A 23,498-nucleotide genomic window follows, 5' to 3' on the forward strand; every position below is an offset into this window, starting at 1 on the left:
GGCCGCGCTGAGGGCGCGGCACGGTGGGGACGGCGGGAGGGAGGGACCCCCTCCCCGGGGGATCAGGGACGTCGACGGGCCGCCGCCAGGGTGGACAGGCTGGTGAGCAGGAAGCCCAGGGGGATCAGGAGGGCGGCGGCGACACCGAGGCCGACGAGGACCTCGCCCCCCAGGCCGGTGTCGGCCAGGTTCCGCGGGTCGAGCGCGCATTCCCGCCCGCTCGCGGTGCGACCGACCCGGTCGACCACCCGGGCCTCGGGCCTGGCCGCGGCGGGGTCGCCGGGACCGACGTGGAAGGCGAGGGTGCTCCTGGCGGTCAGGGGTCGTCCGTCCGCGCTGCCGGAGAAGGTGAAGGTCACCGAGTAGCTGCCGGGCGCGGTGAAGGCCCACACGCCGTGCACGTGGACGCCGGAGCGGCCGACCGGGACCGCGGTGGACCGGGGGAAGCCCTCGACGGTGCCGAAGTAGCGGTCGCCGACCCCGCCGAACGGGTCCTGCCCGTAGACGGCGAGCCGCCCCGGGCCCTCGACGCCCTCCAGTGTCATGGTGACGTCCCCGGTGATGGTCCCCGGCACGGACGGGTGCTGGGTGTTCCAGCCGATCCACGGGATGCCGGAGCGCTGGGTCAGCGGCATCGCCCACACCGGACCGCCGCCCAGGAAGTCGTGGTCCGAGCCCGCCGGCGGGGTGGTGCGCGCGGTGTCGGTCAGGTGGAACACGTACCCGGCGGGGTCGCGCCACTCGGGGGAGCCGTCGCGGTCGTCCTTGACGCGGGCGGTGAGCGCGCCGCCCTCGACGACCGGCCCGTAGTCGAAGTGGCCGTCGGTGACGACCTCCACCTCACCGGCCGGCGCGGTCCGGGTGACCTCGGTGGCGACGCAGGGTTCGGTGGTGGCGGTCGCCGGGGCGGGAGTGCCCGGGGCGGGGGCGGTCGTCGGCGCGGTCGTCGGCCCGGTGGTGGACGGCCCGGTGGTGGACGGTGGTGTGCTCGGCGGAGTGGTGGTCGACGGTGTGGCGGGATCGACCCGGAGGGGCACGGCCCGCGCGGCGGCCACGGCGACGCCCGTCGCGTCCACCAGGTCGAACCCGAGTTCGGCGCCGTCGAGGTCGGGGGTGGCCGCGGTGGTCAGGACGTGCCCGGTCCCGCGCGGCGTGGTGACCCCGCCCTGCCTGGTCCACCAGGAGGTGGTGTGGTCGGGGCGCTCGGGGGCGACCAGCGCCGTGGCGGTGATGGTGTCGCCGGCCGCGTAGCGGTCGCGGACGCCGACCACGGTGGTGCCGGGCGGCGCGCGCGGGTTCGCGACCGCGGGTGACTCGGAGGCCGCGACCAGGTCGTGGACCTCGGGCACGAAGCGGGCGGTGTGGGCGAGGGCGTCGGGGTCGTCGGGGACCGGGAGCACGGCCACCCCGCCGTCCAGCGCCGCGTGGCCGACGACCTCGTCCCGGTCGGCGTGGTGGCGGTGGAACTCGACCCGGCCGGTCGGGACGCCGCCGTCGAGGTGCGCCGGTCCGCCGGAGACGCGGGCGGTGAGCCGGAGCCCCCCGGCGTCCTCCGCCACGTCGAGCGCGGTCCCGGTCGGGGCGGCGGCGAGCGGGCCGACCGCGACGACGTACCGGACGGGGGCGGAGGCCAGCGGCGTGCCCGACGCGGTGGTGGCGGTCGCGGCGAACTCCAGCTCGTACACGCCGGGCGCGGTGAACGCCCAGTTGGCGTGCGCGTGCGCGGGCACCGCCACGCGCGCCGTCCGCAGGCCGGGGTCGCGCGAGCTCCACACCCTCTCGGGGCCGTCGACGCCGGCGAGGTAGACCTCGACCCGGCCCGGTCCGCGCGCGTCGCGCAGGGTGATGTCCACCGCGTCCCCGGCCACCGCGCCCCGGGGGATCGCCTCGGTGTTCCAGCCCGCCCACAGCACCCCGGGCCGGAACGCCTGCGGGACGACGTGGACCGGCGTGCCCGCCGGGACGCCGAGGAAGTCGTAGGCGGGGGAGCCCGGCGCCGGCCGCAGCGCGGCGTCCGTGACGTTCACCGTCGTGCGCGCCGGGTCGAACCGGGTTGCCTCACCGTCCACATCGGACCGACCGGTGACGACCAGGCCGCCCGCGCCGAGGGACACCGACACGAGGTCGGCGTGCCCGGTGGCGAGCAGCTGCCGCGGCGGCGGGACCGGCGCGGGCCCGGCGTCCGCCAGGGCCGGGACCGGCGTCCCGGCGGCGACGCAGGCCGCGGCCAGGAGGGTGGCCGCGGCCCGGCAGAGGCGCGCCGACCGGGGCGCGCCTGGTCGATCCACAGTGGACTGCGCTGGTCGCGGTCGCACGTCTCCCCTTCCGCCGGACTGGACGCGCCCACCGTAGCTGGAACGATAACCGTTTTCAATAAAGTGCGGTGCGTGATCGGCTCGTCACGCCCGCCGCGAGAGGCCCGCCGTGAGGAGCGACTCGAATACCGGCGGCTGGTTGAAAATGATTTTCGTTCGTATTAGGTTCGCCGTGCCCCGCCGATCGGCGTCGGGCGTCTGGAGGTCGGAGAAACCATGCGAGTGCGTGCGCCCTCGCGCGTCGCCGCGGCCCTGTGCGCCGTCCTGTCCACCGCTTCGTGCACCTCCGCGACGGGAGGCGCGGACGACGGGCTGTCCGTGGTCACGACCACCGGGATCCTCGCCGACCTGGTGCGCAACGTCGGCGGGGAGCGGGTCCGGGTGGACTCGCTCGTCCCGCCGGGTGGCGACCCGCACTCCTACGAACCCACGCCCGCCGACGCGAAGAAGGTCGCCGCGGCGGACGTGACGTTCACCAACCACCTGCTGCTGGAGGAGCAGCGGCTCATCAGGGCCGTCGACGCCAACGCCCGGGAGGGCACCCCGAACGTCTCGCTGGCCGAGGCGTCGGAGACGTACGGCGCGAACGTGATCCCGCTGGTGGAGGACGTCGGGCTGGACGTGCTGTGGCTGGGCCTGCGGGTCCGCGGTGACGGGGAGCGGCTCGGCGCCACGCGCACCTCGGAGGTCCGGCTCACCGCCACGGCCGTCGAGGGGCCCGGGGAACTGGTGGCCTACCTGACCGAGTCGCTGGGCAGGCCCGTGACGTACTTCGACTCCGGCGACGGCCTGACCGACGCGGACACCGCCACCCTGCCGCCCGCCGCGCACACGCACCTCAACTGGGCGTTCACCGCGCCGGGCACCTACCGGCTGGCGTTGCGCGCCTCGCTGCTCAACACCGGGGGCGATCCGGTCCCGCTGGGGGAGGGCACGTTCACCTTCGCGGTGGGCGTCGACCCGGGCGGCGTCGGGGGCACCGTGCTGGCCGAGGGGCACACGGACCTGACCGTCGACCTGGACACCGGGCAGCTGTACACGGTCAACGACCGCGACGGCGGCACCACCCAGGACGTCGTGCCCGCCGCCGAGGCGGTCATCGAGGTGCCCGACAAGGCCGTCACCACCGTGCCCGACGACCCGAGGTTCGCGTTCCTCGGCGCGGCCGGCGCTCCGGTGCACCAGCTGCCGCAGGCGGTGCTGGGCAAGCACGTGCACGGCGAGATCGACCCGCACCTGTGGCAGGACGTGCGCAACGCCCGCGCCTACGTGGAGCTGATCCGCGACACGCTGCGCACCGCCGACCCCGGCGGCGCGGCGGACTACGACCGCAACACCCGCGACTACACCGCCCGGCTCGACGAGCTCGACGCCCACGTCCGCGCCACCGTCGCGGCGCTGCCCCGGCAGCGCCGCAACCTGATCACCACCCACGACGCGTTCGGCTACTTCGCCGACGCCTACGAGATGGACGTGGCCGGGTTCGTGGTGCCCAACCCCGCGCAGGAACCCAGCGTCGAGGACGTGCGCAGGCTGACCGGGACCATCCGCGACCTGGGGGTGCCCGCCGTGTTCACGGAGCCCAACCTCGCCCGGCGCGCCTCGGTGCTCACCCAGGTCGCCCGGGACCAGGGGGTCCGGGTGTGCCTGCTCTACGGGGACTCCCTCGACGAGCGCGCCCGCGGCTACGTGGACATGATGCGGCACAACGCGGAGGAGGTCGCCCGGTGCCTCGCCTGATCCCGACCCTGGTCCCGGCCCTGCTCATGGCCCTGCTCGCGGCCCTCGCCGCCGTCCTGCCCGCCCCGCCGGTCGCGCACGCCGCCGAGCCCGCCGCCGAGCCCGTCGTCATCGCCGACGGCCACGTGGACCTCGGTCCGCGCCTGGTCGACGGGAACTGGGTGCTCCGGCTGCGCGACGACACCGAGGGGGAACCGGTCTGGCGGGACCCCGCCGACGTGGTGCTCCAGGTCGTGGACGCGGCGGGGAACACCGTCCCCGACGACCCCGCCTACGCCTTCCTCGGCGCGCCGGGCAGCGCCATCTGGGTGCTGCCGCAGGTGCAGGCCCCGGGCGTGGTGTGGCCCGGGTGGAACACCCAGGACCCCGGCGTCGTCGACACCGCCGGGCGCGGCGTGGACTGGCGCCTGCACGGCGTGCGCGGGCCGGGCCGCTTCGAGCTGTTCCTCAACGGCGACTTCGGCGCCCCGGTGACCCTCTTCAGCAGCGAGCGGCCCTACCCGCAGGAGACCGCGGTCGAGCCGGGCACCCACGCGCACGGCAACTGGGTGTTCACCGCGCCCGGCGCCTACCTGCTGGACGTGGAGATGGCCGCGGCGGACGGGCGCGCCGACCGCGCGACGCTGAGGGTGCACGTCGGACCGGGTGACCCGGTGGCGGCGTTCGCCGAGGTCGAGCGTCGGGCGACCACGCCGCCGACCACGGCGGCGCGACCGGCCGACGGGACCGCCGAGGACCCCCCGGGACCGCCGTGGGGCCTGCTCGCGACGGCCGCCGCGCTGGTGGCGGGCGTGCTCGCCTCGCTGCTCGCCGTCCGGTCCCGCCGACGCGCGAGGAGGAACGGCGATGACTGACCCGGTGCTCGACATCAGGGGCGCGACCGTGCACCTCGGCGGCCGCGAGGTGCTGTCCGACGTGGACTTCCGGCTGCGGCGGGGCGAGCTGGTCGGCCTGATCGGGCCCAACGGCGCGGGCAAGACGACCCTGCTGCGCACCGCCCTGGGCCTGGTGCCGCTCCACCGGGGCTCGGTCGCCCTCGGCGACCGCACGCCCCGCCAGGCGCAGGGCTCGCTGGGCTACGTGCCGCAGCGCCACGAGTTCGCGTGGGACTTCCCGATCACGGTCGAGGGCGCCGTGGCCACCGGCCGCACCCACCTGACCGGTCCGCTGCGCCGCCGCACCGCCCGCGACCGCGAGGCCGTGGCCGGCGCCCTGGACCGCGTCGGCCTGGCGGAACTGCGCACCAGGCCGGTCGGCGAGCTGTCGGGCGGCCAGCGGCAACGGGTCCTGGTCGCCAGGGCGCTGGCCCTGCGGCCGGAGGTGCTGCTGCTCGACGAGCCCTTCACCGGCATCGACGCGCCCACCCAGGAGCTGCTGGGCGCGTTGCTGGCCGGACTGCGCGACGAGGGCGTGGCGGTGCTGATGACCACCCACGACCTCGCCGCCGCCACCGCGCTGTGCGACCGGCTGTGCCTGCTCAACCGCACCGTCGTGGCCGACGGCGCGCCGGCCGCGCTGGCCGACACCGACATCTGGTTGCGGACCTTCGGCCTGGACCGGGCCGATCAGCTGCTCAAGGCCCGGGGGGTGACCGGGTGACGGCCCTGGAGTTCCTGACCGCGCCGTGGGAGTACGACTTCTGGCGCCGGGCGCTGCTGGTGGCGCTGCTGTCGGGCGTGGTGTGCGGGGTGATCGGCAGCCACGTGGTGCTGCGCGGCATGGCGTTCATCGGCGACGCCGTGGCGCACTCGGTGTTCCCCGGCATCGCGGTCGCCTTCGTGCTCGGCCTCGACCTCGTGCTGGGCGGCGCGGTGGCCGGGGTGGTCACCGCGCTGCTGATCGCCGTGTTCGCCCAGAACCGCAGGCTCAAGGAGGACTCGGTCATCGGGATCTTCTTCGCCGCCGCGTTCGGGCTGGGCATCGTCGTCCTCAGCACCGCTCCCGGCTACGGCGGGTCGCTGGAGTCGTTCCTGTTCGGCTCGATCCTGGGCATCAGCGACGCGGACGTGCTCTCGGTGGCGGTGGTCGGCGCGCTGCTGCTGGTGGGCACGGGCCTGCTCAACAGCCGGTTCACCGCCACGACGCTGGACCGCGAGCAGGCCCGCGCGGTCGGCCTGCCGGTGTTCTGGCTCGACCTGGCCCTGCACGTGATGGTGACCCTGGCGATCGTCATCTCGTTGCAGGCCGTGGGCAACATCCTGGTGCTGGCCCTGCTGGTCACCCCCGCCGCGGCGGCCCGGCTGCTCACCGACCGCCTCGGCGCGATGGTGCTGCTCGCCCCGCTGATCGGCGCGGGCGGCAGCGTGGTGGGCCTCTACCTGTCCTACGCCTTCGACCTGGCCGCCGGCGGTCTGATCGTGCTCACCCTCACCGCGGTGTTCCTGCTGTGCTGGTTCTTCGCGCCCCGCCACGGCCTGCTCACGCGAGCCCGCCGCACCGCCGTCCCGGTGGGGGAGCGGCCGTGATCCCGTGAGGGCGGACGAGGGGGTGGGGCCCGGGGTGCCGGGCCCCACCCCCTCGTTCAGCGCTCCGCCCGGTGGCGGGGGAGCGGGAGGTGGTGCTCGTGCGCCTCGGGGTCGTCCCACGGCGGGAGCGGGTCGTCCATCCGCCGCCACGCGGCGGGTCCGGCGGCCAGCTCGGCGTCGGTGAGCAGGGCCGGGTCGAGGCGGCGGCGGGGCTCGTCGGGGTCCAGGCCGACACCGATGAAGACCAGCTCCTGGCGGGCGGTGGGGCCGTCGAGCAGCTCGCCGGGCTCGATGGTCATGGTCGGGCCGGCCTGGGACCACACGGCCAGGGTGCGGGGGCGGCTGGCGATGTGGCAGAAGCCCTTGCTGCGCACCACCCCCTCCCAGCCGGCCAGCGCCTCGACCAGGCGCGCGGGGTGGAAGGGGCGGTCGGCCCGGTAGGCGACCGAGCGGATGCCGTACTCCTCGGTCTCCGGGGTGTGGGTGCCGGCCAGCTCCTCGGCCCAGCCCGGTGACGTGGCCGCGGTGACCGGGTCGTAGCGGCCGGTGTCGAGCACCTCCGCCAGGTCGACCACGCCGCGGTGGGCGCGGACGTGGCGGGCGTTCGGGTTGAGCTTGCGCAGCAGCCCCTCCGCGGTGGCGAGCTGTTCGGGCGTGGCGAGGTCGGTCTTGTTGAGCACCAGCACGTCGGCGAACTCCACCTGGTCCACCAGCAGGTCGGAGATGCCGCGCTCGTCGTCCTCGGCGGCGGCGAGGTCGCGTTCGTCGAGCCGGTCGCCGCGTTCGAGCTCGGACAGGAAGTTCGCGGCGTCGACCACGGTGACCATGGTGTCCAGGCGGGCGTGGTCGGACAGGCTGGTGCCGTCCTCGAAGGTCCACTCGAACGTGGCGGCGACGGGCATGGGTTCGGAGATGCCGGTGGACTCGATCAGGATCGTGTCGAAACCGCCCTCGCGGGCCAGCGCGCCGACGCTCTCCAGCAGGTCTTCGCGCAGGGTGCAGCAGATGCAGCCGTTGGTCAGCTCGACCAGGCGCTCGCCGCCCCGGCCGGACACCAGCGAGGCGTCGATGTTGACCTCGCTCATGTCGTTGACCACCACCGCGACCCGGCGGCCCTCGCGGTTGGCCAGGACGTGGTTGAGCAGCGTGGTCTTGCCCGCGCCGAGGAAGCCGGACAGGACGGTGACGGGGACGCGCGGATCGGCGGTCATGGGGTTCTTTCCGGGTAGGGCCGGTGTGCCCCGCGGTGGTCGCGGGGCACACCGGCCGGTCAGCGGCCCTGGGAGGGGTAGGGGAGCAGCGCCATCTCGCGGGCGTTCTTGATAGCGGTGGCGACCTGGCGCTGCTGCTGCGGGGTCAGGCCGGTGACGCGGCGGGAGCGGATCTTGCCGCGGTCGGAGATGAACTTGCGCAGCAGGGTGGTGTCCTTCCAGTCCACCTCGGTGATGCCCTCCTTGCGCAGGAGGTTGACGCGGCGCTTGGGCGTGCGTTCGGGGCGGGGCACGGGTTCCTCCTACCAGCTCGACTTGCTGACGCCGGGCAGCTCGCCCCGGTGGGCCATCTCGCGCAGGCGGATGCGGGACAGGCCGAACGCGCGGTTGAAAGCCCGGGGTCGACCGTCGACGGCGTCGCGGTTGCGCAGCCTCGTGGGGCTGGCGTCGCGGGGCAGCTTCCGCAGCGCGGCCAGCGCCTCGTCGCGGCGCTCGGGATCGATGCGGATGATCTCTTTCAGCTCCGCGCGCCGCTCGGCGTACCGGGCGACGACCTCGCGCCGCTGCCGGTCCTTGGCGATCTTGGACTTCTTGGCCATCAGCGCTCCTCCTTGAAGTCGACGTGGCGGCGCACGACGGGATCGAACTTGCGCAGCACCAGGCGGTCGGGGTCGTTGCGGCGGTTCTTGCGGGTGACGTAGGTGTAGCCGGTGCCCGCGGTGGAGCGGAGCTTGATGATCGGCCGCACGTCGGTGCTCTTGGCCATCAGACCTTCACCCCCTGCTTGCGCAACTCGGCCATCACGGACTCGATGCCGCGCTTGTCGACGGTCTTGATGCCCTTGGTGGACAGGGTGAGCACCACGTGCCGGTTCTCCGAGGGCAGCCAGTAGCGGCGGCGCTGGGTGTTGGGCAGCCAGCGGCGCGAGGTGCGCCGGTGGGAGTGCGAGACCTGCTTGCCGAAGCCGGGTTTGCGCCCGGTGACCTGGCAGTGCCGAGACGACACGCTACCTCCAGTTTGAAACGACAATCGTTTCCGTTAGGCTAGCCCACATGGAAACCGAGGTCCTACTGGTGGCCGGTCTGGCGCCGCACGACGTGGCCGAGGCGATCTGGCTGGCCTCGCCGGGAGCTGTGCTGGTGCGGCACGACCTGCGCGACCTCGCCCGGGGCGTGGTGCGCCGCTGGGTCGACGGCGAGCTGACCGTGCTCGAACTCGCCCACGGCTGCGTGTCGTGCACCCTGCGCCTGGACCTGCTGCCGCTGCTGGAGCGCCTGGGCGGCCGGGTGGTCGTGCACCTGGACCCGGCGCTGGAGCCGGAAGCCGTCTGCTTCGCCCTGCGGGAGGTGGACGTGCGGGTCGGGGCCGTGGTCACCGTCATCGACGCCGGCACCTGGCTGGCCGACGCCACCGGCGAGGAGGCCATGGCGGACCGGGGCCTGGGCGCGGCCGAGGGCGACGACCGGACCGTGGCGCAGGTCGTCGTGGGCCAGGCCGAGTTCGCCGACGCGCTGGTGCTGACCGGGGCCGGCGACGACCCGGTCCTGGGCGCGGTGCTCGACCGGCTCTCGCCCCTCGCGCCGCGCCGGCACCGGGACGCGCTCGACGTGGCGGAACTGCTGGCCGCCATCCCCGACGACGCCCGCCGTGGCCGCTTCGACGACGGCTTCGGCGCCCTGCTGCACGGCCGGCCCCCGCTGGAGCCCGCCCACGGCGTGTCCGTCGTGCACTTCGTGGAACGCCGACCCTTTCACCCGATGCGCCTGCACGAGGCGCTGGACGTCCTGCTCGACGGCGTCGTGCGCACCCGCGGCCGCGTGTGGCTCGCCAGCCGGCCCGAGGCCGCGCTGTGGCTGGAATCCGCCGGCGGCGGTCTGAACGTCGGCAACCTCGGCCCCTGGCTGGCCGCCGTGGACGACTGGTCGGAGTTCCCCGCCGAGCGCCGGGCGGTCGCGTCGGCGGTGTGGGACCCCTGCTACGGCGACCGGTCGCAGGAGCTGGTGGTCATCACCGGGTCCGCGCCGGCCGAGGAGATCACCGCGGCCCTGCGCGACGCGCTGGTGACCGACGAGGAACTGGCGCTGGCCGACGAGCTGGAGTTCGTCGACCCGTTCGCCGAGTGGCACGACGAGATGGAGGAGTTGTGAAGCAGGGCATCCACCCCGACTACCACCCGGTGGTCTTCCAGGACCAGGCGACGGGCAAGGCGTTCCTGACCCGGTCCACCGCCACCTCCGACCGCACGGTCGAGTGGGAGGACGGCAACACCTACCCGCTCATCACGGTCGACGTCACGTCCGACTCGCACCCGTTCTGGACCGGCAACCAGCGCGTCGTGGACACCGCGGGCCGGATCGAGAAGTTCAACCGCCGCTACGGCAGGAGGAACCGCTGACATGGCCGTCCCCAAGCGCAGGACCTCGCGCAGCAACACCCGCCACCGCCGCTCCCGGTGGAAGGCCGAGGTGCCCGACCTGGTGCCCGTCACCACCCTGGACGGCCGCAGGCTCGTCGTGCCCCGGCGGCTCGTCGCCGCCTACCGGCGCGGCCTGCTGTGAGCGCGGGACCGGCGCGCCGGTAGGTGTCCGGCGCCGAACGGCACGACGCCTTCACCCGCTCCGGGATCCCGTGGTGGCTGTTCACCCGATCGTCGGCGGTCGAACGACCGACGCGGGCCACCGGCGCCGGGCCCTAGCGTGCGCGTGGTCGCGAGGGCCGGGGAGCCCTCGCCACGGACCGTGGGGGTCGGATGCTGGTTCGTGCTGCTGTGGCGGCGGTCGCGCTCGTCGTCGCCGGGAGTCCGGTGGTGCACGCGGTGGAGGGGGCGGTGGCGGCGCGGCCCGACCTCGCCGTCACCGCGACCCTGGACCGCGACGAGTACGCGCCGGGCTCGGAGGTCGGTGCGGAGGTCGTGGTGCGCAACAACGGCCCCGTGGCCGCCCGGGACGTGCGGTTCCAGGTCGAGGGCGACCTGAGGTTGTTCGTCAGCGGGCAGCGGTTGACCGACCTCCCCGGTCCGACGATCGAGCCCGGCGGCACGTGGACCGCGCGGGTCGTCGGCCGGCCGCGGGACCCGCGCGCGGCGTCGATCCGGTTCGGGGTCGGCGTGAGCACCGGCCCCCGGTACGCGCCCGACCTGGACCCGACGCCCCGGGACAACCACGCCGCCGACGGCGCGGCGGTCCCGCAGGGGCGCGGATCGGTGTCGGGGGTGGTGTTCCGCGACACCGACGGCGACGGCCGGTTCGACGAGGGCGAGGGCGTGGCGGGCCGGTCCGTCGTCGCCGAGGGCGGCGCGCCCGCCTGGGCGCCGAGCGCCACCACCGACGCGACGGGGAGGTTCTCGTTCGGCACCGACGTGCCCGCGGGCGCCTACCTGATCTCGTCGCCCGGCTCAGGCTCCGACGTGGTCGCCGCGCCCGCCGCGCGCTTCACCGTCACCGACGGCGCCACCCACGACCTGCGGTTGCCGCTGGTCCCGCCGGTCAGCACGGCGCTGTCCGCCTCGGTCTCGCTGGACGGCACCGCCTACCGGGCCGGCCAGGCGGTCACCGCCAGGATCACGCTGACCAACCGCGGCACCACCGCGTTGCGGGGCGTCGTCGCGGTGTGCGACACGGGGCGCGGCTTCCTCGCGCCCACCGACCCGGACATGGCGGCGTTCGCCCCCGACGGGCCCGGGGTCGTGATCGACCGCGGCCGGTCGAGGACGCTGGTCCTGACCGAACCCCTGCCCGCGGACGCCGTGGCGGCGGGGCAGGTGACGATCTCCTGCCGGTTCGGCGACGCCGGGCGCAACACCGCCGGCTACCGCCTCGCGTTCGGGCAGGCCCGCGTGGACGGCGCGTTCGGCGCGCTGACCGGCACGGTCCTGCTGCGCGGCTCGACCGGCCGGGAGACGCCGCTGACCGGCGCCCGGGTCGTCGCCCTGGACCAGCGCACCGGGCTCACCGCCGCGTCGGCCACCAGTGACAGCAAGGGCCGGTTCACCTTCGCCCGCCTGCCCCGGGGGACGACGAAGCTGCTCGTCCTCGGCGCGTACGCGCCCGCCACCACCGGCAACGGCTGGTTCACCGCCGACGTCGTCGCCGACGCCACCGCGGCCGAGGACCTGGTGGTCGTGGCCGGCCCCCGGGTCACCGAACCCGCGGAGGTCCGGGACATCCGGGTCGAGGCGTCGTTCGACGAGCCGACCTACCACCGCGACGAGCCGGCCACGGCGCGCGTCAAGGTCACCAACGCCGGGGTCGGGACGGCCGTCCGCGTCAGCGCCTCGCTCACCCCCACCGACACCGACCTGGAGCACGACCGGTCGCGCTGGGGCGCGCTGATGCCGTGGGAGTCCGGGCTGCCGCCGCTGGACCTGCTGCCGGGCGAATCGCACGAGGTGACGATCGTCGGCCTGCCTCACTACTGGTCGGTCGGCGGCGTCACGCGCCTGACCGGGACCGTGCAGGCGGGCGGGCTCACCGTGCCGTTCGACCTGGCCGCCGACATCACCAGGGCCACCGGCCCGTTGACCGTGCGGGCCTTCACCGACGCCGACGCGGACGGCGTGCCCGACCCGGGTGAGGAGCTGGCCGGCGCCCAAGTGGTGGCGGACGGCGGTTCGGCCGGCGGCTGGTACGATGGCCGCACCGACGCCACCGGCCGGTTCCGCTTCGACGCCCTGCCCCTCGGGGTCTACCGGGTCCGCGTCGTCGCCGACGGCTGGGTCGCCCCGTTCGACCACGGCGACCTGGTCGAGGTCGGCGCGGGTGCGGCGACGCACGAGGTCGGCCTGGTCAGGCCGCTGTCCGGGCTGGACGTCTCGCTGGCCTTCGCCCAGCCCTCCTACGCGCCGACCGACCAGCCGCGGCTGACCGTGCGGATCACCAACAACACCGGCGCGCCGCTGCCGGCCCACGTCTCCTGCCGCGCCACGGGAGCCGTCTACGAGGTCGACAGCGGTCCCGGGTGGGGATCGCTCGACCCCGCCACGGGTGCCGGCGTGCCGGTGGCCCCGGGCGCGACCTGGACGGGCACGGTGACCGCGCCGATGCCGCCGGGCTCGCCCGACCACGGGGTCGTCGTCGCGTCGTGCCTGGTCGGACCGCGCGAACGGGACGGCTCCGTGTGGGCGGGCGCCCCCCTGGCCGGGGCCTTCGCCAAGGTCCCGGGCGCGACGTGGACCACCGGCGGCACGCTCCAGCTCCAGGACGCCACCTCCGTGGAGCCGATGCCGCACACCGAACTGGTGCTGCACGACGCCTACACCGGCGCGCCGGTCGCCACCACGACCAGCGGACCGGACGGCCGGTTCACCTTCACCAACCTGCCCGTGGGCCACTACACCCACGCGGTGGCCGGTCACCGGCCCGTGCGGTTCAAGTCCGGGCCGCTGTTCGCCGCGGTCCGCGGCAGCACCTACGAGCAGCAGGTGAGGGTGGAGGCCGCCACGTCCCGGTGATCGAGGAGGGGTGGTTCCGGCGGCCTGCGCGGGTCCCCGGAGAGGAGGACACTCCCTGGCCGCTTCCCCTGCGACTGTTGCCCCACGTCAGGCACCAAGTCCAGTTGGAGGAACGACCTTGTCCGTCACGACCACCACCCACCTCAACTTCCGCGGTGACGCCCGCGCGGCGCTGGAGTTCTACCGGTCCGTGTTCGGCGGCGACCTCGCCGTCGTCACCTACCGGGACGCCGGGAACGTCCAGGAGGAGTCCGAGGCCGACCAGGTCATGTGGGGCCAGGTGCGGGCCGGGAACGGCTTCCGCGTCATGGCCTACGACGTGCCGTCGCGGACGGGCTTCGACCGGGGCGAGAACTCGTTCTTCGTCTCCCTGCGCGGCGAGGGCGTCGAGGAGGTCACCGGCTACTGGCGCGGGCTCTGCGACGGGGCGACCGTCGTGGTCCCGATCGGGCCGGCGGGCTGGGCCCCCGCCTACGGGATGCTGCGGGACCGCTTCGGCGTCGTCTGGGTCGTCGACGTCAGCGTTGGCGGTGATGGCGGCGGCGGGCACAACGGGTGATCCCCGTGGGGTGATCCCCCTGTCGGGGCGCGGTTTCAGCCGGCCGCGCCCCGGTCCCGCGAGCACCCGGGCCAGGTCAGGGGCGCAGCAGGTGACCGAGCAGCCTGCGGCGCTCGGCGGCGTTGTCCGGCCGCGGGTTGAAGACCGCGTCCAGCAGCGGCAGCACCTGGTCTCGCGCCTCGCGCGTGCGCATGACCCGCTTCCACAGCACCAGGTTCAGGTGGTAGCGCCACCTCGGGGTGGTGGCCAGCCGGAGGACGTTGACGACGTTGCCGCGGGTCTTGGCCGGCAGCGCGTCCACGTCCTCGGGCGTGGTGAGCAGCGACTCGGGCAGCACGTCGAGGCCGTGCGCGGTCATGAAGGCGAAGTCGGTCGGCCAGGCCGCCGCCCACAGGTAGTCGACCATCCGGCACCAGCCGCGCAGGAAGGTGATCTCCAGGGCCGGCCAGGGTGCGGCGTCGAGGTCCGCGATCGCGTCCACCACCACGTCCAGGGACGTCTTGTGCGCTTTCCACAGGGCCAGGCGCGCCGGCTCCGCGTCCGCCGCACCTACCGCGTCCGCCGGTCCGCTCCCGGCTACCAGGGTGAAGTAGGCCCGCCAGTCGGCCACCGCGGCGACGAGCTCCGCCGGCACCACTCCTCCGGTCACGTACCGGAACCGGGAGCCGGCGGGCGGGTCGGCGACCGGCAGGGCCGGCACCACCCCGGCGGCCACAGCCCCCAGCCACGGGATGACGCTGAGCGTGTAGTTGCCGTAGCCCCACGGCGAGTCCGGGTCGATCAGCCCGTCCCGTTGCGCGCCCGCGCCCAGCCGACCGGTGCGGAACTGCCACTGGTGCTGGAACATCAGGCCCCACAGCGGGTTGTGCCGGTTGTCCGCGCCGAACCGGTCCGCCGGGTTGGTGTTGCCGATCATCAGCCGGTAGGCGGCCATCCGCTGCTCGAAGCGGAACGGGTCGAACACCCCCTCCAGGTCCGCCGCCGTCGTCCAGACCCGGTAGAGGTCCAGGTCCGCCAGTTCGTCGGGGTGGGCCATGGTCGAAATCCTCCGCGAGGGGTGGTGGACCCGGTCCGGGTGTGTCACCGCCGTTGACGCACCCGGACCGACGTGGACGTGAACGCGGCCGCGTCCGCTCCCCGGCCACGTCCACCGTGCTACTTCAGCCTCACCGGCAGGGACTCGTGGCCGTTGGAGATGAAGGAGTGGGTCGGCTTCAGCTCGTGCGGGGCCACCGCCAGCTCCATCCCCGGGAACCGGGCGAACAGCGCCGGGAGGGCGATCTCCGCCTCCATGCGCGCCAACGGGGAACCCAGGCAGTAGTGGACGCCGTACCCGAAGGCCAGGTGGGTCTTGTCGGCCCGGGTGATGTCGAACTCGTCGGCCGTGTCGCCGTGGACCGACCTGTCCCGGCCCGCCGCCGCGTAGGCCGCGAGGATCGCCTCACCCCGGCGGATGACGACCCCGTCACCGAGCTCGACGTCCTCCACGGCGTACCGCAGCGGCAGGTTCGCGATCGGCGCCTGCCAGCGCAGGGCCTCCTCGATGACGTCCGCCCAGCCGCTGGTCCCCGCGCGCACCGCGGCCAGCTGCTCCGGGTGGGTCAGCAGGGCCGTGATCGCCTGGTCCAGCAGGTTCACCGTGGTCTCGTAGCCCGCCGAGATGACCAGGATCAGGGTGTCGACGAGCTCGGCCTCCTCCAGCTTCGAGCCGTCGTCCTCGCGCACCGCGATCAGGCCGCTGGTCAGGTCGTCGCCCGGGTCCTCCCGCTTCGCCGCGACCAGCTCGTGCATGATGCCGTACAGCTGCGCGGCGTTCGCCTGGGCGGCCTCGGCGGTGATCGTGGTGTCGAAGACGCCGTCGACCACCTTGCGCAACCTCGCCCGCGCCTCGTCCCGCACGCCGAACAGCTGGCAGATCACCTCGATCGGGATCGGGTAGGCGAACCGCTCCCGCAGGTCCACCGGCTGCTCGGCCGCGTCGAGCCCGTCCAGCAGCCGGTGGGTGATCTGCTCGATCCACGGCCGCATCGCCGCCACGCGCCGCGCCGTGAACGCCTTGGCCACCAGCGAGCGCAGGCGGCGGTGGTCGTTCCCGTACGCGGTGAACATGTTCTGCACCGACACCCACAGGTGCAGCGGCCAGTCCTCGGAGATCCCCCCGCTGGTGTAGGCCGGCCAGTGCTGCCGCGGGTCCTTCGAGACCCGCGGGTCACCGAGCAGCCTGCGTAAGGTCTCCTGCCCGGTCACCGACCACGCAACAACCTTGCCAGGGAGCTCCACCAGCGTTGCCGGCCCCCGTGCGGCGATGGCTGCGGACTCGGCGTGGAGGTCGCGACCGGTGAGGTCGAGGACGATGGGGTCGGCTGGACGTTCCAACGGGTTTCTCCAGGTGACTCGTCGGGTTGGACGGGCACGGCTACCGGGGTGAAACGCACGGGGAGCGCGGTGAGCGCGCGGTGGAACGGGCCGGGTCGCCAGACCAGCTGGTCGGCGGGGACGGCCAGCCGCATGTCGGGCAGGGCGTCGAGGATCTTCTCCATCGCCACCGACGCCATCAGCCGCGCCGGCTGCTGCGCCGGGCAGGAGTGCGCGCCCGCGCTCCAGGCCAGGTGGGCCCGGTTGCCGGAGCGCTGCTGACCGGCCAGCACCGGGTCGTTGTTGGCGGCTGCGAAGCTGATCACCACCGGTTCGGCGGCGGGCAGCCGGACCCCGGCGAAGTCGGTGTCCTCGACCGGGTAGCTCGCGGAGTAGTTCGCCATCGGCGGGTCGGTCCACAGCACCTCGTCGAGCGCCTCCTCGACCGGCAGGCTGCCGCCGGAGAGGTCGCCGGCGAACCGGTCGTCGGCCAGCAGCAGCCGGATGCCGTTGGCGATCAGGTTCTGCTCGGGCTCGGTGCCCGCGCCCATCAGCAGCACGAGCTGGTGGATCAGCTCCTCGTCGGTCAGCCGGGCCGGGTGGGCCATCATCCACGAGGGCATGTCCTGGCCGGGCCGCTGCCGCTTGAGCGCGACCAGCTCCAGCATGCACTGCGTCAGCTCGCCGTTGGCCCTCTCCGGGTCCACCATGTCGAAGACGCTGCGCATGGCGGAGACCAGGCGGTCGCCCAGCTGCGGCGGGCAGCCGTAGAGGTGGTTGTACATCATCAGGGGCAGCAGCTGCGCGTACTCGCCGAGCAGGTCGGCCTCGCCCTTGCGGGCGAACCGGGAGATCAGCAGGTCCGCGGTCTGCTCGACCTGGGCGCGCAGCGCGTTCGGGTCCACCCGCGCGAGGCTGTCGGTGACCACGGCGCGCAGCCGCGCGTGGGCGGCGCCGTCGGAGAACAGGCAGTTCGGCCGGTACATCATCATCGGCAGCACCGGGCAGTCCGGCGGCATCTTCGCCTGCCACCGCCGCGGGTCGCGCGGGAACGCGCTGGGGTTGCGCAGGACGTCCAGCGCGGCGGCGTAGCCGACCACGAGGTTGGCGGGCACACCGGGCGCCAGCTCGACCGGGGCGACCGGTCCGTGCTCGCGCAGGGCCCGGTACGTGGCGGCCGGGTCGGCGGCGAACCCGGGCCCGTGCAGGGGCGTGCGGCCCTGGTGTGCGGGACATGCCTGCCCGGGGGCGGCTTGCGAGGTCACGCGTTCTCCTGGTTGCGGTTCAGCAGGTACTCGACGAGGGTGACGAGCGCCTGCGTGGACGAGGTCACGTCGCGGGCGTCGCAGAACACCAGCGGGGTCTCGGGCAGCAGGTCCAGCGCGTCCCGCAGTTCCGCACCGGGGAAGGCGGGCGCGCCGTCGAAGGAGTTGACCGCCACCGCGTAGGGGATGTCCAGCTCCTCCAGCAGGCTCATGACCTCGAAGGACTGCTCCAGCCGGCGGGAGTCGGTGAGCACGAGCGCGCCGAGCGCGCCGTGGGCGATGTCCTTCCAGACCTGGGTGAACCGCTGCTGGCCGGGCGCGCCGAACAGGTAGAGCACGAGTTCGTCGCTGAGCGTCAGCCGGCCGAAGTCCAGCGCCACCGTGGTGGTGCTCTTGCCGCTCACCCCGGCGAGGTCGTCGACGAGGGCCCCGGCCTGGGTCATCGTCTCCTCGGTGCGCAGCGGGCGGATCTCCGAGAGGGTGCCGACGTAGGTGGTCTTGCCGACCGCGAAGGGACCCACGACCAGCAGTTTCACCGCCGTCCGCACGGTGTCGCGCAGGTAGACGCCGTCAGAGGCGAGCGCGGAGGCCATCGAGCACGTCCTTCAGCAGCTTCATGTCGGGGCGGGCGGTGTGCGAGACCGCGGCGTGCGTGGCGATGTGACCGCTGTCGACCAGGTCGGACAGCAGCACCTTGGTCACGCTGATCGGCAGTGAGAGGTGCGCGGCGATCTCGGCCACCGACAGGGCGCCGCCGCGGCAGAGCTCCATCAGCCGCTTCTTCTCCGGCGTCAGGCCGGAGACCTCCTCGCGGGTGGCGATCACGACGGTGACCGCGTCGAGCGTGTTGCGGCTGGCGTGGGCCCGGCCGCCGGTCACCACGTACGGCCGCACCAGCCCCCGCGAGCGCCTCTCGCCGCTCACTCCGGGCTGCCTGCGTCCTGCCGCGGCGGGCTGGTGAGTTCCTTGCCCAGCCGCTGGACCAGCTCCTGGATGCGGAAGGAGACCGCCTCCATGTCCACCCGCGAGGTCGCCGACACGGCCAGGTAGGCGCCCGGTCCGGCGGCGGCCAGGAAGACGTAGCCGCCGGTGAACTCGCTGACCGTCTGCTGCCACTCCGCGCTGGTCTGCCCGCAGAACTCGGCCGTGGCGCGGGCCAGCGACTGGAGCGCGGACATCGCGGCGGCGTGCCGTTCCGCGTCGTCCCGGCCGATGCCGGCGGAGTGCGCCATCAGCAGCCCGTCGGCGGACAGCAGGACGGCGTGCCGCGTCTCCGGCATCTTCAGTGCGTCGTCGAGCATCCAGCCCAAGTCGTTCATGCCTGGGTGTTCCCTTCAGCGACTGGCGGCGGGGTGGTGGCCCGGCCCGAATCGGTCCCGCGCTTCCAGGCGGCGAGGCCGGTCGCGACCGGCCGGTCGGGCGGCGCCGAACCGGCGGGTGCCGACGGCGGCGTGCCCTGCTCGGCGGTGCGCACCCGCCGTCGTCGGGGCAGGCCGCCGGGGGTGCGGGCGGGCTCGGTGTCGGCCGCGGGCGCGACCGGGAGCTGCTGCTCCGGCGGCAGCGCGACGGCGTTGTCCGGCATGGTGGGCTTGCTGACGCGGGTGAGCAGCTCGTTCGGCAGGAACACCACCGCGCGCACGCCGCCGTAGGGCGAGCGGGTGTCCACCGAGACGCGGAAGCCGTAGCGCTGGGCCAGCACGCCGATGACCGCGAACCCGACCTGCGGCGGGTCGCCGAGCCGGTTGATGTCGCTGGCGCCGTCGCCGGCCAGCAGCCGGGCCGCGCGTCGCAGCTCCTCGACGGTCATGCCCACGCCGCCGTCGTCGACCATGACGACCATGCCGTTGTGCGCCTGCTGGAAGTTGACCTCGACGCTGGTGTTGGGCGGCGAGTGCCGGGCCCCGTTGTCGAGCAGCTCGGCCACGGCCAGCACGACCGGCTCCACCGCGCGGCTGACCACCGCCACGTCGGACTCGGCCGGGACGTTGACCCGCAGGTAGTCGCGGATGCGCGAGGTGGCGCCGCGCACCACGTCGGTCAGCGCCGAGGCCGACCGCTGCTGCCCCGGCCAGGACCCGCAGAGCACCGCGGTGGCCTGGGCCCGGCGGTTGAGCTGGGAGTTCATGTGGTCGATGCGCATCAGGCCGGCGAGCACGTCCGGGTCGTCGTGCCGGTCCTGCATGGCCGAGATCGCGACCTGCTGCTCGTTGGCCAGGCTCTGCACCGCGCGCATCATCGACTTGAGCGTGGCGCGGGCCGACTGCTCGCCCCGCGCGGTCGCCTGCCGGACGGAGTCGGCGAACAGCGCGAGCACCTGCTCGTGGCCCTCGGCCGCCTCCGGGCGCCGCGCGCCGGGCACCTCGACGGGCCGGTGGTGCAGCGACTCGGCCAGGGCGGGGAGCCGGGCGTCGACCAGGTGCCGCTCCTCCTCGGCCAGGGCCCGCAGCCGGGCCTCGGCCGCCTCGGCCCGGAGCCGGAGCGCACGGCCGGCCAGGTGCCGGCGGACCAGCAGAAACACGGCGATCAGCACGAGGGCGAGCAGGGACCAGAACGCCATCGTGAGTCTTTGGTGATCCATCAATTCCTCTGGTGCGGGCGAGCTGCCGGATACCAGTGCGTCAGCAGGCTCTGATCTTTATCACGGGACTTCATCGGACGCCAAGTGGTTGAGGCAGTGTCCCCCCGATGGAGCAACTGCCGGGAATACCATTACCATATGTCCACTGTGGACAGTCGGCTCGGTGTCGAACTCCCGGCTGGCGGCGGATCGGCCCGTGGTGGTCCTGATTCGGTTGTTTTCCCTGGTCAGGGGCTGGTGGAGGCTTTTCGTGCCGGGGTGGCGGCAGTAGGGGGAATCCGGGGGGAGTTCGCGCGAAATTCATGGTCGGGCGGAAGTCCCGGCCGATGCCCGATCGGCTGTCCCGGTGTCGCCCGCACTACCACCTGCCTGCGCAAACCCGTGACGGCGAGGGGGTGGGAAATGGGTGGGAATGGAATTGGGGGTGTGCTGGTGGAAACCGATGGTCGCGTGGTGTGCGCCACTCCGCCGCGCGCGGGTTCGGGTTTCCGGCCCTCGGCCGCCGGCCCGCCCCCAGCGCGCCCCCTTGGCCCGAGGCCACCGAACCTCCCGGCCCTCGACCACCCGGCCCGGCTCGGCTCGGCGCGGCTCCCGGCCGCCCCCTGCCCCCCGGCCGCCCGCCGCCCCCGGCCGTCAGCGGCCCGGTGCGTCCTCGCCCGGGGAGCCGGCCGCCCCGAGCGCCGCGGCCACCCACCGCTCGCTCTCCCGCGCCTCCTCCGGGTCCGGCTGCGGCGTCCCGCCGATGGTGGCCATCAGCGACACGTAGGTGCCGAGCAGGTCGGTGAACCCGGCGACGGCCTGCTCGGCGTGCCGGTGGGGCGCGCTGGTGTGGTCGGGGGCCACCACGGACCGCCTGAGTTCGGCGAGGCCGTCCTCGTCGAGGGGCTGCCCCGCGGTCTCGGCGGTGAGCGCGGCGAGCGAGGCCAGGAGGCGTTCGGCGATCTCCCGCGCCCGCGGCGAGTCCGGGGGCAGCCCGGCCCGCTGCGCCTCCCACGCCTCCACCTCGACCAGCCGGTGCGCCTCGATGAGCCCCATCATCGCCGGGGTGGTCACCTCCATCGCCCTGGGTGAGGAGAAGGCGTCGTGGAAGAACCGGCGGACCGACCGGCGGAAGGCGTCGTCCCGCACCAGGTCGGCCAGCTCGATCCACGCCTGGAGCTGCTCGGTGGTGGGTTCCTCCGGCAGGGTGGGCCGCATCCGGTGCAGCTGCTCGGCGAAGGACGGGTGGACGGTGAGGCCGTCGGTGACCTCGTCCCAGAACCCGTCCAGGAGCCGGTCGCGGTCGTCGTCGGACAGGGAGACGAGGTCGTGCATGAGGGCCACCCGTTCGGTCGCGGTGTGCTGGTTGACGATGGTGCGCAGGACGGCCCGCCGGGCGCGCAGGTGGCGCAGCTGCCCCTCGACGAGCGCGAGGTGGGCGGTGGCCAGGTCGTGCAGGGTCGTCTCGTCGGTCAGCAGCCGGCGGACGTCGTCCAGGCCCGCGCCCAGTTCGCGCAGGGTGCGGACGAGCTCCAGCCGGGCGATGGCGCCGACGTCGTACAGCCGGTGACCGGCGTCGGTGTGACCGGTGGGCGGGACGACGCCGGCGTCGGCGTAGAACCGGACGGCGCTCACGCTCAGCCCGGTGCGGCGCGCCACGTCCCCGATCGGGTACAGCTGGTCGTCGTGCATGGTCCCCACTGTGGGGTCTCATGCGGCTTGAGGCGCAAGTCCCGACTCGTGAGCCCTCGTGAGCCCTCAGCTCGTGGGTTCGCCCTCCGGGCCGGGGAGGTCGGCCGGCAGCACCTCGATGATGTGCGCCGTGTCCAGCACCGACGTGGCGCCGTCGGGCAGCATCACCGGCACCCACGTGTGGGAGGTCCGCGGGTCCACCACGTGCGGCCCCACGACCACGCCGCGCACGTAGACGCTCGGGTGGAGCACGTCGGGGTTGAGGTAGGTGACGATGGCGCCGGGATCGGGGCAGGGCGTGGTGGCCATGGCGAGGTCCAAGGGCTCGGAGGCGCCTCGCCGGGGTCCCGGGCATCGAGGCGGGATGCGGATCGCCGGCTGTTCGACGTCCCGGTCGGATACCCGGGCCCGGCCGTCGAAACCACCCGTTGGTGGCCGAGTGGACCCGCCCAGGGCAAGGCGGGAACCGAGAGCCGGAACTCCGGGCGACGGGTAGTGCCCTCTTGCCCCACGAGTGAGTTTGTTCTCGCACGGTAGTGGTATTCCAGCATTCCTTTCGGCGGTCGCGGACGAGACCGCCGGGAGAACTCCTGGTCGGTCAAACAGCGTGCCGACGCCCCTCATGCGGTCATCCCGCCGGCTCCGTGCTGCCATCGCGGCGCACGACGACGGCGGGCTGGTGAGGGCGCGTGCGGATCACCACAGAGCGGTGAGGACAGCATGATCAACGTTGATCGCCCCCTCCCTTCCGACCTCGAGCTGCCGACCCTGGGCGTCGAGGAGGAGTTCCTCGTCGTCGACCCCGACAGCGGCCTGCCCCTGCCGGTGGCCGGCGAGGTCATCGACGTGGCGCGCGGGTTCGGCGCGGACCTGCGGCCGGAGCTGACCCTGGCGCAGGTGGAGAGCAACACGCCGGTGTGCCGGGGGATGCGCGAGGTGCGCGGGCACCTGCTGACCGCGCGGTCCGTGGCCGCCGCGGCGGCCCTGCGGGTCGGCGGCCGGCTGCTGGCCGTGGGGGTGCCCCTGGCCGGGCCCACCGCGCAGCCGTTGACCGACACCGAGCGCTACGCGCGCATCGGCCGGGACTACGGGGCGCTGGCCGCCGAGCACGGGGTCTGCGGCTGCCACGTGCACGTCGCGGTGCCGGACCGGGAGACCGCGGTGCAGGTGTGCAACCACCTGCGCCCGTGGCTGCCGGTGCTGCTGGCGTTGACCGCCAACTCCCCGATCCACCAGGGCGTCGACACCGGCTACGCCAGCTGGCGCTCGGTGCTCGTCGGCCGGTGGGCGTGCTCGGGGGCGCCGCCCTTCTTCACCTCGGCGGAGCACTACGACGCCGTGGTGGACATGATGGTCGACAGCGGGGCGGTGCTGGACCGGGGGATGGTCTACTGGGACGCGCGGCCCTCCGACCACCTGCCGACCGTCGAGGTCCGCGTCTCCGACGTCCCCGCCACGGTGGACGAGACCGTCCTGCTGGCGGTCCTCGTGCGCGCCCTGGTCACCACCGCCGTCCAGGCGGTCGAACGGGGGGAGTGGGCGCTGCCGGTCTCCGAGCAGGCCCTGCGCGCGGCCTACTGGCGCGCCGCCCGCGACGGCATCACCGGCCAGGGCCTCGACCTGTTCGCCAACCGCCGCGCCCCGGCCTCCCACCTGCTGGGCCACCTCGTCCGGCACGTGCGGCCGGTGCTGCGCCGGACCGGGGAGCTGCGCGCGGTCAACTCCCTGCTCACCAAGGTCCTCCAGGTCGGCAACGGGGCCGTGCGGCAGCGGCGGGCCCTCCAGCGGGACGGGCGGCTGGCGGACGTGGTGGCGGTGCTGAGCCGCCACACCGGCCAGGACTGCCTGCCGGAGACCGCGGCCTGATCGCACCCGGTGGATCGGCGCGGG

At 74.3% G+C, this 23,498-nt stretch carries 25 protein-coding genes; 10 read left to right on the top strand and 15 right to left on the bottom strand.

The genetic code is table 11. The features are described 5' to 3' along the window. Window positions 1-62: 62 nt before the first annotated feature. Window positions 63-2,288 (bottom strand): choice-of-anchor M domain-containing protein, encoded by a 2,226-nt coding sequence (locus Q5530_RS17225; RefSeq protein ID WP_415363393.1) that lies wholly within the window; start codon window positions 2,286-2,288, stop codon window positions 63-65. Window positions 2,289-2,531: 243 nt separating this feature from the next. Here Q5530_RS17225 and Q5530_RS17230 point away from each other — a divergent pair, with 243 nt between their 5' ends. From Q5530_RS17230 to Q5530_RS17245, 4 genes are read left to right on the top strand one after another with little or no spacing between them, the layout of a single operon-like run. Continuing rightward, a complete protein-coding gene (locus Q5530_RS17230; protein WP_415363394.1) occupies window positions 2,532-4,055 on the top strand; it encodes an anchored repeat ABC transporter, substrate-binding protein in 1,524 nt (507 codons plus the stop codon). Then, a complete protein-coding gene (locus Q5530_RS17235; protein ID WP_415363396.1) occupies window positions 4,043-4,909 on the top strand; it encodes a choice-of-anchor M domain-containing protein in 867 nt (288 codons plus the stop codon). The genes Q5530_RS17230 and Q5530_RS17235 overlap by 13 nt, the downstream gene beginning before the upstream one ends. Next, window positions 4,902-5,654 carry an anchored repeat-type ABC transporter ATP-binding subunit gene (locus Q5530_RS17240; protein WP_415363397.1) on the top strand — a complete coding sequence of 251 codons (753 nt, stop codon included), beginning with the start codon at window positions 4,902-4,904 and terminating at the stop codon, window positions 5,652-5,654. The genes Q5530_RS17235 and Q5530_RS17240 overlap by 8 nt, the downstream gene beginning before the upstream one ends. Beyond that, window positions 5,651-6,520, top strand: coding sequence for an anchored repeat-type ABC transporter permease subunit (locus tag Q5530_RS17245; protein WP_415363398.1), 870 nt, complete (start codon window positions 5,651-5,653; stop codon window positions 6,518-6,520). The genes Q5530_RS17240 and Q5530_RS17245 overlap by 4 nt, the downstream gene beginning before the upstream one ends. A 56-nt stretch (window positions 6,521-6,576) precedes the next feature. Here the strand turns inward: Q5530_RS17245 and Q5530_RS17250 are convergent, their stop codons facing one another. Genes Q5530_RS17250 through rpmB form a run of 5 tightly spaced genes read right to left on the bottom strand, consistent with a single transcriptional unit; the run spans window position 6,577 to window position 8,736 of the window. Then, window positions 6,577-7,731 carry a GTP-binding protein gene (locus tag Q5530_RS17250; protein WP_415363400.1) on the bottom strand — a complete coding sequence of 385 codons (1,155 nt, stop codon included), beginning with the start codon at window positions 7,729-7,731 and terminating at the stop codon, window positions 6,577-6,579. A gap of 59 nt (window positions 7,732-7,790) precedes the next feature. Beyond that, on the bottom strand, window positions 7,791-8,024 hold the full coding sequence (gene rpsR / locus Q5530_RS17255; protein ID WP_415363402.1) for a 30S ribosomal protein S18: 234 nt from the start codon (window positions 8,022-8,024) through the stop codon (window positions 7,791-7,793). Between the two features lie 9 nt (window positions 8,025-8,033). Beyond that, entirely contained in the window at window positions 8,034-8,330 is a 297-nt protein-coding gene (gene rpsN / locus Q5530_RS17260; protein ID WP_415363404.1) for a 30S ribosomal protein S14, read from the bottom strand. Further along, window positions 8,330-8,497 (bottom strand): 50S ribosomal protein L33, encoded by a 168-nt coding sequence (gene rpmG / locus Q5530_RS17265; RefSeq protein WP_033439124.1) that lies wholly within the window; start codon window positions 8,495-8,497, stop codon window positions 8,330-8,332. Before rpmG ends, rpsN begins: the two co-directional genes overlap by 1 nt. Then, window positions 8,497-8,736: a 50S ribosomal protein L28 gene (gene rpmB / locus Q5530_RS17270; RefSeq protein ID WP_415363406.1), complete on the bottom strand. Its 240-nt coding sequence runs from the start codon at window positions 8,734-8,736 to the stop codon at window positions 8,497-8,499. The genes rpmG and rpmB overlap by 1 nt, the downstream gene beginning before the upstream one ends. 47 nt (window positions 8,737-8,783) lie before the next feature. Here rpmB and mrf point away from each other — a divergent pair, with 47 nt between their 5' ends. The 5 genes from mrf to Q5530_RS17295 all read left to right on the top strand — a co-directional run bounded on the left by mrf (window position 8,784) and on the right by Q5530_RS17295 (window position 13,739). Then, window positions 8,784-9,878, top strand: a complete 1,095-nt coding sequence (gene mrf / locus Q5530_RS17275) for a ribosome hibernation factor-recruiting GTPase MRF (protein WP_415363409.1) — start codon at window positions 8,784-8,786, stop codon at window positions 9,876-9,878. Continuing rightward, window positions 9,875-10,126, top strand: coding sequence for a type B 50S ribosomal protein L31 (locus Q5530_RS17280; RefSeq protein ID WP_415363410.1), 252 nt, complete (start codon window positions 9,875-9,877; stop codon window positions 10,124-10,126). Before mrf ends, Q5530_RS17280 begins: the two co-directional genes overlap by 4 nt. 1 nt (window position 10,127) lies before the next feature. Beyond that, window positions 10,128-10,289: a 50S ribosomal protein L32 gene (gene rpmF / locus Q5530_RS17285; protein WP_415363413.1), complete on the top strand. Its 162-nt coding sequence runs from the start codon at window positions 10,128-10,130 to the stop codon at window positions 10,287-10,289. Window positions 10,290-10,480: 191 nt separating this feature from the next. Continuing rightward, window positions 10,481-13,180, top strand: a complete 2,700-nt coding sequence (locus Q5530_RS17290) for a carboxypeptidase regulatory-like domain-containing protein (RefSeq protein WP_415363415.1) — start codon at window positions 10,481-10,483, stop codon at window positions 13,178-13,180. A gap of 118 nt (window positions 13,181-13,298) precedes the next feature. Continuing rightward, window positions 13,299-13,739, top strand: a complete 441-nt coding sequence (locus Q5530_RS17295; RefSeq protein ID WP_415363417.1) for a VOC family protein — start codon at window positions 13,299-13,301, stop codon at window positions 13,737-13,739. A gap of 76 nt (window positions 13,740-13,815) precedes the next feature. Here Q5530_RS17295 and Q5530_RS17300 read toward each other — a convergent pair whose 3' ends face one another. The 9 genes from Q5530_RS17300 to Q5530_RS17340 all read right to left on the bottom strand — a co-directional run bounded on the left by Q5530_RS17300 (window position 13,816) and on the right by Q5530_RS17340 (window position 21,917). After that, window positions 13,816-14,775: a Leg1-related protein gene (locus Q5530_RS17300; protein WP_415363419.1), complete on the bottom strand. Its 960-nt coding sequence runs from the start codon at window positions 14,773-14,775 to the stop codon at window positions 13,816-13,818. Window positions 14,776-14,894: 119 nt separating this feature from the next. After that, entirely contained in the window at window positions 14,895-16,046 is a 1,152-nt protein-coding gene (locus Q5530_RS17305) for a cytochrome P450 family protein (RefSeq protein ID WP_415363662.1), read from the bottom strand. Then, window positions 15,983-17,359 carry a cytochrome P450 gene (locus tag Q5530_RS17310; RefSeq protein ID WP_415363422.1) on the bottom strand — a complete coding sequence of 459 codons (1,377 nt, stop codon included), beginning with the start codon at window positions 17,357-17,359 and terminating at the stop codon, window positions 15,983-15,985. Before Q5530_RS17310 ends, Q5530_RS17305 begins: the two co-directional genes overlap by 64 nt. After that, window positions 17,356-17,952, bottom strand: a complete 597-nt coding sequence (locus Q5530_RS17315; protein WP_415363424.1) for a GTP-binding protein — start codon at window positions 17,950-17,952, stop codon at window positions 17,356-17,358. The genes Q5530_RS17310 and Q5530_RS17315 overlap by 4 nt, the downstream gene beginning before the upstream one ends. Further along, entirely contained in the window at window positions 17,930-18,283 is a 354-nt protein-coding gene (locus Q5530_RS17320) for a DUF742 domain-containing protein (protein WP_415363425.1), read from the bottom strand. The genes Q5530_RS17315 and Q5530_RS17320 overlap by 23 nt, the downstream gene beginning before the upstream one ends. After that, window positions 18,280-18,678: a roadblock/LC7 domain-containing protein gene (locus Q5530_RS17325; RefSeq protein WP_380637527.1), complete on the bottom strand. Its 399-nt coding sequence runs from the start codon at window positions 18,676-18,678 to the stop codon at window positions 18,280-18,282. Before Q5530_RS17325 ends, Q5530_RS17320 begins: the two co-directional genes overlap by 4 nt. Continuing rightward, entirely contained in the window at window positions 18,675-19,937 is a 1,263-nt protein-coding gene (locus Q5530_RS17330) for an ATP-binding protein (protein WP_415363426.1), read from the bottom strand. The genes Q5530_RS17325 and Q5530_RS17330 overlap by 4 nt, the downstream gene beginning before the upstream one ends. Window positions 19,938-20,570: 633 nt before the next feature. Further along, the gene (locus Q5530_RS17335; protein ID WP_415363428.1) at window positions 20,571-21,608 is read right to left on the bottom strand and encodes a MerR family transcriptional regulator; all 1,038 of its coding nucleotides are present in this window, start codon (window positions 21,606-21,608) and stop codon (window positions 20,571-20,573) included. Between the two features lie 66 nt (window positions 21,609-21,674). Then, entirely contained in the window at window positions 21,675-21,917 is a 243-nt protein-coding gene (locus Q5530_RS17340; RefSeq protein ID WP_415363430.1) for a hypothetical protein, read from the bottom strand. A 411-nt stretch (window positions 21,918-22,328) separates the two neighbouring features. On the opposite strand from Q5530_RS17340, the gene Q5530_RS17345 reads away from it, so the two are divergent. Continuing rightward, window positions 22,329-23,474: a carboxylate-amine ligase gene (locus tag Q5530_RS17345; protein WP_415363432.1), complete on the top strand. Its 1,146-nt coding sequence runs from the start codon at window positions 22,329-22,331 to the stop codon at window positions 23,472-23,474. Window positions 23,475-23,498 lie beyond the last annotated feature (24 nt).

Origin of the sequence: Saccharothrix sp. BKS2 (assembly GCF_047689505.1) — a bacterium.
GTDB classification, from domain to species: domain Bacteria; phylum Actinomycetota; class Actinomycetes; order Mycobacteriales; family Pseudonocardiaceae; genus Actinosynnema; species Actinosynnema lopnurensis.